At 33.9% G+C, this 7,527-nt stretch carries 5 protein-coding genes; all 5 read left to right on the forward strand.

What is annotated here, in order from left to right:
• Entirely contained in the window at window positions 1-1,680 is a 1,680-nt protein-coding gene (locus tag KPL37_RS15210; RefSeq protein WP_216150728.1) for a GH3 auxin-responsive promoter family protein, read from the forward strand.
• A 112-nt stretch (window positions 1,681-1,792) separates the two neighbouring features.
• Window positions 1,793-2,665, forward strand: coding sequence for a DUF1002 domain-containing protein (locus KPL37_RS15215; RefSeq protein ID WP_216150730.1), 873 nt, complete (start codon window positions 1,793-1,795; stop codon window positions 2,663-2,665).
• 380 nt (window positions 2,666-3,045) lie between these two features.
• Window positions 3,046-4,545 carry a glycerol kinase GlpK gene (gene glpK, locus KPL37_RS15220; RefSeq protein WP_216150732.1) on the forward strand — a complete coding sequence of 500 codons (1,500 nt, stop codon included), beginning with the start codon at window positions 3,046-3,048 and terminating at the stop codon, window positions 4,543-4,545.
• A 94-nt stretch (window positions 4,546-4,639) separates the two neighbouring features.
• A complete protein-coding gene (locus KPL37_RS15225; protein WP_216150734.1) occupies window positions 4,640-5,347 on the forward strand; it encodes an MIP/aquaporin family protein in 708 nt (235 codons plus the stop codon).
• 149 nt (window positions 5,348-5,496) lie between these two features.
• Window positions 5,497-7,374: a phosphate/phosphite/phosphonate ABC transporter substrate-binding protein gene (gene phnD, locus KPL37_RS15230; RefSeq protein WP_216150735.1), complete on the forward strand. Its 1,878-nt coding sequence runs from the start codon at window positions 5,497-5,499 to the stop codon at window positions 7,372-7,374.
• The last annotated feature ends 153 nt before the right edge of the window (window positions 7,375-7,527 follow it).

Consider the following 7,527-nt stretch of genomic DNA (forward strand, 5'->3'; position numbering starts at 1 on the left):
ATGAATATACTGGAGTGGGTAATTAATCAATTCTATGCTATAGGTTCTGATTTTTTTTATAAGAAGTTTGTTAAAGACACAATCAAAGCAGGAGACATTAACCGGGGCGTATTACAGGAAATTCTACAAGGAAATTCAAAGACAGTATATGGCCTTTTATATGAGTTTGAAGGCATACGGACATCAGTGGATTATAAACGCATTGTTCCGCTAACAAGCTATCCCGACTACGAAAACTACATTGAGGAAATTGCTGCAGGTCTTGAAAATGTACTTACGTCTGATGAGGTTAATTATTTTGGATTAAGTTCGGGAACTACAGGTAAACAAAAGCGTATTCCCACAACGGCAAAAACCAGAAAAATAATTAATATGAGTATGATGTTTCTTCAACATGGGTCACTATCCAGTGCTCTCCCTGCTGCAAGGACGGGCGGCAAGGGTTTACTTCTTATGAATATGTTGCAATCAGGTAATACTCCAGTGGGAATCCCCTCCGGTTCAGGGACCTCTGGTGGTATGCAATCGATGAAAAAGATGCTCCACTACTTTTGGACCTCTCCACTTGAAGTACTAGCTATCAAAGATCAGCAAGTGGCTAATTATCTACATTTGTTGTTTGCACTAAAAGAGCGGAACTTGGCATATATTACTTCTCCTTTTCCATCTAGTATCGTACAGCTTTTTGGTGTGTTAGAAAAACAGTGGGTGGAGATTATTGAGGATATTACTAAAGGGACAATATCCTCACGATTGACATTGGACGTAGAAGTAAGAGAACAACTAGAAAAGCAATTAAAGCCAGAGCCTATCCGTGCAAAAGATTTGGAGCGAGAATTAAGTAAAGGGATGAAAGCAATCGCACAAAGAGTGTGGCCGAAGATTAGTAATATATCGTGTGTTGCAGGTGGAAGTTTTGGTATTTATATGGATAGACTGCGGTACTATATTGGTGATTTGCCTGTTTTTTCAGCGGTGTATGGAGCAACAGAGGCACTAATTGGAATGGCAACTAACGTAAATGACGTAAGTTATGTTGTTACACCAAGGTCAGCTTATTTTGAGTTTATACCCCTTAAGAAATCTGATAATATGAATCCGAAAACTTTTGATTTAGATGAGTTAAACGTGGGAGAGATGTACGAAGTAGTCATTACGAATTATTCTGGATTTTATAGGTATCGAATGGGAGATGTGGTGAAAGTAGTTGATTATTCGCATCAAAGCCCCGTGATTGAGTTCATGTATCGTAAAGGACAACTACTTAACTTAGCAGCGGAAAAAACATCAGAACAGGCTGTGAGGTATGCTCTTGGCGAAACTACGAAAGCTAGTGGAGTTATATTAGAGGATTATACTGTTACGTTAAAAATAGAAGATGTAGTTGGGCATTATCTTTTTTATATAGAGATTAACGAGCTAGTAATCAGCGCAACTAAAGCACTAGAAATGAAAAGCACTTTGGAACAATGCTTGGGGGATGCTAACCCTCGTTATCGTGCAGGGGTTAATGCAAAGAGAATTAACGAAGTGGATATACATTTCGTTCAAACAGGGACGTTTCAAATCCTGAAACAAGAACTCTTAAAACGTGGTGCTTCACTTAATCAAGTCAAAATTCCCCGCATGATTCAAGATCCATCATTAATCATGTTGTTAGAAAAAAATATAATAACTTAAATGGGTTAAGTTAAAGTTTACAAGCTTCAATTAAAGGACTATTATTGTAAAATAGCTTTGTTAGTATAAAATGTAGTATAATTTAAAATTCAATATAAGGAGGTCTTGTTAAATGAATAAGAAATTAGTATTAGGTGTAATTTTAACAGCAGCAAGTTTGTTTGCAACACCTATAAACAATGTATACGCTGACTCATATAAAAGTGTTACTATAGGGGCCGATTTGACGAATCAACAGAAACAAGACATGTTAAAGTACTTTGATGTAGATAAGAATAGTGCGAGTGTTGTCGAAGTTACATCTAATGAGGAGAAGAAATATCTAGGAGATACTGTATCTAAAGAGCAATTAGGTAACAAGTCCATATCATGTTCATATATTGAGCCAACAACTACTGGTGGTTTGGTAGTTAATACAAACAATGTAACTTGGGTAAATGCTAATATGATAAAAAATGCCCTAATTACAGCAGGAATTGAGAATGCTAATGTTAAAGTTTCTGCACCATTTGATGTATCAGGTACGGCAGCTATGACGGGCATACTAAAGGGATTCGAAAATAGCAAAGACGGTAAGAAATTAGATGAAAGTACAAAGAAAACAGCTAATGAGGAGGTCGCAGTCACAGGCGAACTAGGTGAAAAAATTGGACAAGATAAAGCTGCGGGATTAATAAATGAAGTAAAGAGTGAAGTTATAAAAGATAAACCTAAGGATGAGGCAGGTATAACGAAAATAGTAAATAATGTAACAAGTGATTACAATTACAATCTGTCTAAAGATGATGTAAGTAATATTGTTGGATTAATGACAAATGTAAATAAATTAAACTTGGATTACAGCAAAGTAAAAGGACAACTTGAAGGTGTAGCTAGTACAATGAAAAATACATTAGAAAGTGATAAGACTAAAAGTTGGTTCGCAGGTGTGTGTACTTCTATTGGAGATTTCTTCAAAGGACTAGCAGATGGTTTAAAATCATAAATAGTGAAACCCTCAAATAATTAATAAATTAGTTGAGGGTTTTCTTATATTTAAACGTTCAATATAATTATTTATGAAAACGTTTAAATAAACGCTTGTATTATGATATTTATTATGTTAGAATTTAGTAAATGAATAAATAACAAATTGGCGGAGAAAAGAGAGCCTTGATGTATGGGTATTTATACCTATTATCAAGGTTCTCTTTTTTGTAGAATAGAATGTGTAAATAAATGTAATAAAATATTAAATTGGTAATATATTAATACCAATATAGTCCATCTATATTAAAAAGATTTCATGATATTAAATTAATTGATATCGTGTTTCTATATAAGCCTAGTAAACGATTTCATTAAAATAAAAGGGGTGTACAATTTATGGAAAAGTATGTAATGGCACTAGACCAAGGAACAACGAGCTCAAGATGTATTTTGTTTAACAAGAAGGGACTTATTGCTAGCGTAGCTCAAAGAGAATTCAAGCAAATATATCCGAGTCCAGGTTGGGTTGAGCATGATCCTATGGAAATTTGGGCTACCCAATTAGGTATGGCACAAGAAGCAATGGCTCAAATCGGAGTTACAGCAAAAGATATTTCCGCTATTGGCATAACTAATCAAAGAGAGACCACACTTGTTTGGAATAAACACACTGGAATTCCTGTTTATAATGCGATTGTATGGCAGTGTAGAAGAACTGCTGGTATATGTGATAAATTAAAAACTACAGGTTTTGATGAAGTAGTAAGAGACAAAACTGGACTTATCCTTGATGCTTATTTTTCTGGAACTAAAGTTAAATGGATACTTGATAATGTTGCTGGAGCAAGAGAAGAAGCTGACAAAGGCAATTTGATATTTGGTACTGTAGATACATGGCTAATTTGGAAATTAACAGCTGGTAAAGTGCATGTAACAGATTATACAAATGCTTCTAGAACAATGTTATACAACATACATGATCTAAAATGGGATGATGAAATACTTAAAACTTTAGACATACCTAAATCGATGCTTGCAGAAGTAAAACCATCTAGCTGTGTTTATGGATATACCGACAATTCAATATTTGGTTCTCCTATAGCTATAGCTGGCGCAGCGGGGGATCAACAAGCTGCATTATTTGGCCAAACTTGTTATGAAGCTGGAACAGCTAAAAATACTTATGGTACTGGTTGTTTCTTATTAATGAATACTGGTGAAAAAGCAGTTGAATCACATAATGGGTTACTTACAACCATAGCTTATGGTATTGATGGCAAAGTTAACTATGCTCTTGAGGGAAGTGTATTTGTTGCAGGAGCTGCTATTCAGTGGTTAAGGGACGAATTAAGAATGATTAAGAGTGCACCTGAATCTGAAGAATATGCTACAGCTGTTGAAGATACAGATGGTGTATATATGGTTCCAGCTTTTGTTGGACTTGGTGCACCTTATTGGGATCCGTATGCAAGAGGAACAATAGTTGGATTAACTCGTGGAACTAAGAAAGAGCACTTTATAAGGGCAGCACTTGAGTCGCTTGCTTATCAAACAAATGATGTGTTAAAAGCTATGCAAGAAGATTCAGGTATAACTCTTAAAGCTTTAAAAGTTGATGGTGGTGCATGTGCTAATAATTTCTTAATGCAATTTCAGTCGGATATATTAGATGTTCAAGTTGATAGACCAGAAGTAATTGAAACAACAGCTCTAGGTGCTGCATATTTAGCGGGCCTCGCAGTTGGATACTGGAAGGATCAAGAAGAAATTTCGAAAAATTGGGCGCTTTCAAGATCTTTTGAGTCAAAAATGGGAGAAGAAAAGAGAGTAGAACTTTTAAAAGGATGGCATAAAGCTGTTGGAAGATCGAGGGATTGGGAAGAAAATAATGTTTGATTTTTAGAACTAAGGTGTATTTAACAGAGGGAGAATACAAAATGTATTTTACTTCTGAAATAAATAAGTAAATTATATAGAGGGGGAAAATATTATGTTACCATATTATGCAGAGTTTTTCGGAACAGCACTACTCATTCTTCTTGGTGATGGTGTAGTTGCAAATGTAGTTTTAAATGATACAAATGGACATGATGGTGGCTGGATAGTTATAACTTTTGGTTGGGCATTTGCAGTTGGTATTCCAGCTTACATCTTTGGAACAGCTAGTGGTGCTTCATTTAATCCTGCACTTACTATAGCTCTCGCTGCTATTGGTAGTTTATCCTGGTCAGTTGTACCTGGCTATATCGTAGCTGAGATGCTTGGAGGAATAGTAGGTGGAGTTCTTGTATGGCTTATGTATTACCCTCATTGGGCAGCTACAGATAACAAAGTTGGAAAACTTGCTATATTTTGCACTGCACCTAGAATTAAAAATACACCAGCAAACTTTTTATCAGAATTTATAGGAACATTCGTATTAGTATTTGCTTTACTAGGAGTTGCTCAAACAAAATCAGCTCCTGGATTTGGTCCACTTATTGCAGCATTTGTAATTTTAGTAATAGGTTTAAGTTTGGGTGGTCCAACTGGGTATGCTATTAATCCCGCAAGAGACTTAGGACCAAGAATTGCTCATGCAATATTACCAATAGCCGGTAAAGGTGATTCTAATTGGCGATATGCATGGATACCAGTAGTAGCTCCAATTTGTGGTGGTTTAGTAGGAGCATTAGCAGCAGTTACTATGTTTGGTTAAATTTCTTTTAAAATTTCAATAAATACTAATAAAAGAATTCTTATAGAATGCTTTTATAAAATAAAAACATCCAATATGTACAATTGGGTGTTTTTGTTTTAAAATTTCAATATTTATATGTAATATTAATAAAGAAAAGGGGTGTAGATATGGAAAAAGTTAAAAAGAAAGTATTTTTTGTATCTTCTATTGTGTTTATCTTATTAAATTTAATTTTATATTTTACTGAAGTGGGAAGAAATAAAACATTTATAATAACTTGTGTGATGGACACAATAATAATTTTTATTGTATTAAATTTTATAAAGCTTAAAAAGACTAGTACAGTTGAAGTAAAAAAAACTGATAATATTAATGATGAATTATTTGAATTGCTTGAGACTATGGACTTTGATATTAAGCGTTTGACCTGGCATTCAGAAGAAAACGTAACTGTATTTAACCAAATAGTGAAACAATCGAGTAAAGTGGCAGAACTTAGTGAAGAAAATGTAGCAAGCACAGAAGAAATAAATGCAGGAATAAATGAGTTTATTGGGGTTTCGGATAAACTTAAAAGTAATATTATGACGATTAAAGAAAGTTCTAGTAAATCAATTAAAATGTTAAGTGAAAACAGAAGCACTATTAGTGGGATATCATCTCTTCTTATGGATTTAACAGATGGAATTAAACTTACATCAAGTATAAATGCGGATTTAAATATTTCATCTAAGGATATTAGCAAGTTTGTTGATAACATAAAAAAAATTTCATCACAAACTAATCTACTTGCATTAAATGCAAGTATAGAGGCTGCAAGAGCAGGGGATGCAGGAAAGGGATTTTCTGTAGTAGCAAATGAAATAAGAAGACTTTCTGAGAGTACTAGTAAATTTGTAATGGAAATTGAACAAATTGTTGGACAGATATTAAATGAAGTTCAAAAATCTAACCATGCTATTGATAAATGTGTTGTAAGGAGCAATGATATTGAAAGTTCAGCTAAAAAATCAGAGAATGTAATTGTGGAAATTCAAAATGTATTAATTAGTTTGAATACTTCAATTAACGAAATAAAGGAAATATCAACGACTCAAGTTTCCACCTCACACGAAATCGAGCAGGCAATATCAAATGTGGCATATGCGGTGGAAAGTACACATCAAGTAACCTATGATACCATTAATACAATAACAGCTCAAAAGGATAAGAATGTTGAACTTTTAAATTATTGTACTAAACTTTCAGATATGGCTAGTGGGGTTCAGAAATTAACTGCAAAAAATAAAGATAAAGATGAGATTATATTTGGAATAAATCCATTTACATCACCTGAAGATATAAAAAATATGTATGTTCCAATTTTAAGTAGCGTATTTAATAAAATAGGTTACAAAGTGAGAACTATTATAGTAAAGGATTATGAAGCATTAAGTTTAGGTATACAAGAAGAGACTATTGATGTTGCGTGGTTTTCGCCTTTTGCATATGTTAATGCACATGAAAAACTTGGAATAGAGCCACTTGTATCGCCTAAAGTCAATGGCAAGGTTTCTTACAACGGGTACATAATAACTAGAAAGGATAGTGGTATTAATAACTTGGCTGATTTAAAAGGGAAAAGTTTTGGTTATGTTGATGAGAAAAGTGCTTCTGGATATCTTTATGCAAGGAGTATAATTAAAAATGAAGGTATGAATCCTGATAAAATATTTAGTAGAACATCTTATATGGGCAGCCATGACAATGTAATAAAAGCTGTATTATTAAATGAAGTGGATGCTGGTGCAACTTACAATGAGGCTTTGGAAAATGCTTCTAAGCATGGAGTTGATATAGACCAGTTTAGGATACTTGCAAAAACACAAGATATACCAAAGGATGCTATAGCAACAAGTAAAAAATTATCAAAAGAGTTCTGTGAGAAGTTGAAGAAATCATTTATTGAATATGTTGGTACTGTCAATATAAAATCACCTATAGAAGGATTTGTTGAAAGTAATGATGAAAAGTATAACGTCATTAGAGATGTTTTAAAAAAATAGATTTAATTTAACCCCGGACCAATTAATTAGTCCGAGGTTTTCTTAGTGTGCCCGGCATGGGCGTTTACTCGTCGGTGAAAGTCCGATACGGGGGCCGATAGTGCTAACCGTTAGCTTAAGACAAGGGTGTCCACCGTGAGGTGGAATCTGAAG

Source organism: Clostridium frigoris (genome assembly GCF_018861865.1).
In the GTDB taxonomy this organism is placed as follows: Bacteria; Bacillota; Clostridia; order Clostridiales; family Clostridiaceae; genus Clostridium_AD; species Clostridium_AD frigoris.

Bases quoted from the DNA above. Each gene is read 5' to 3' on its own strand.
- KPL37_RS15210 (WP_216150728.1), top strand. From the start codon at position 1: ATGAATATACTGGAGTGGGTAATTAATCAATTCTATGCTATAGGTTCT.
- KPL37_RS15215 (WP_216150730.1), top strand. From the start codon at position 1,793: ATGAATAAGAAATTAGTATTAGGTGTAATTTTAACAGCAGCAAGTTTG.
- glpK (WP_216150732.1), top strand. From the start codon at position 3,046: ATGGAAAAGTATGTAATGGCACTAGACCAAGGAACAACGAGCTCAAGA.
- KPL37_RS15225 (WP_216150734.1), top strand. From the start codon at position 4,640: ATGTTACCATATTATGCAGAGTTTTTCGGAACAGCACTACTCATTCTT.
- phnD (WP_216150735.1), top strand. From the start codon at position 5,497: ATGGAAAAAGTTAAAAAGAAAGTATTTTTTGTATCTTCTATTGTGTTT.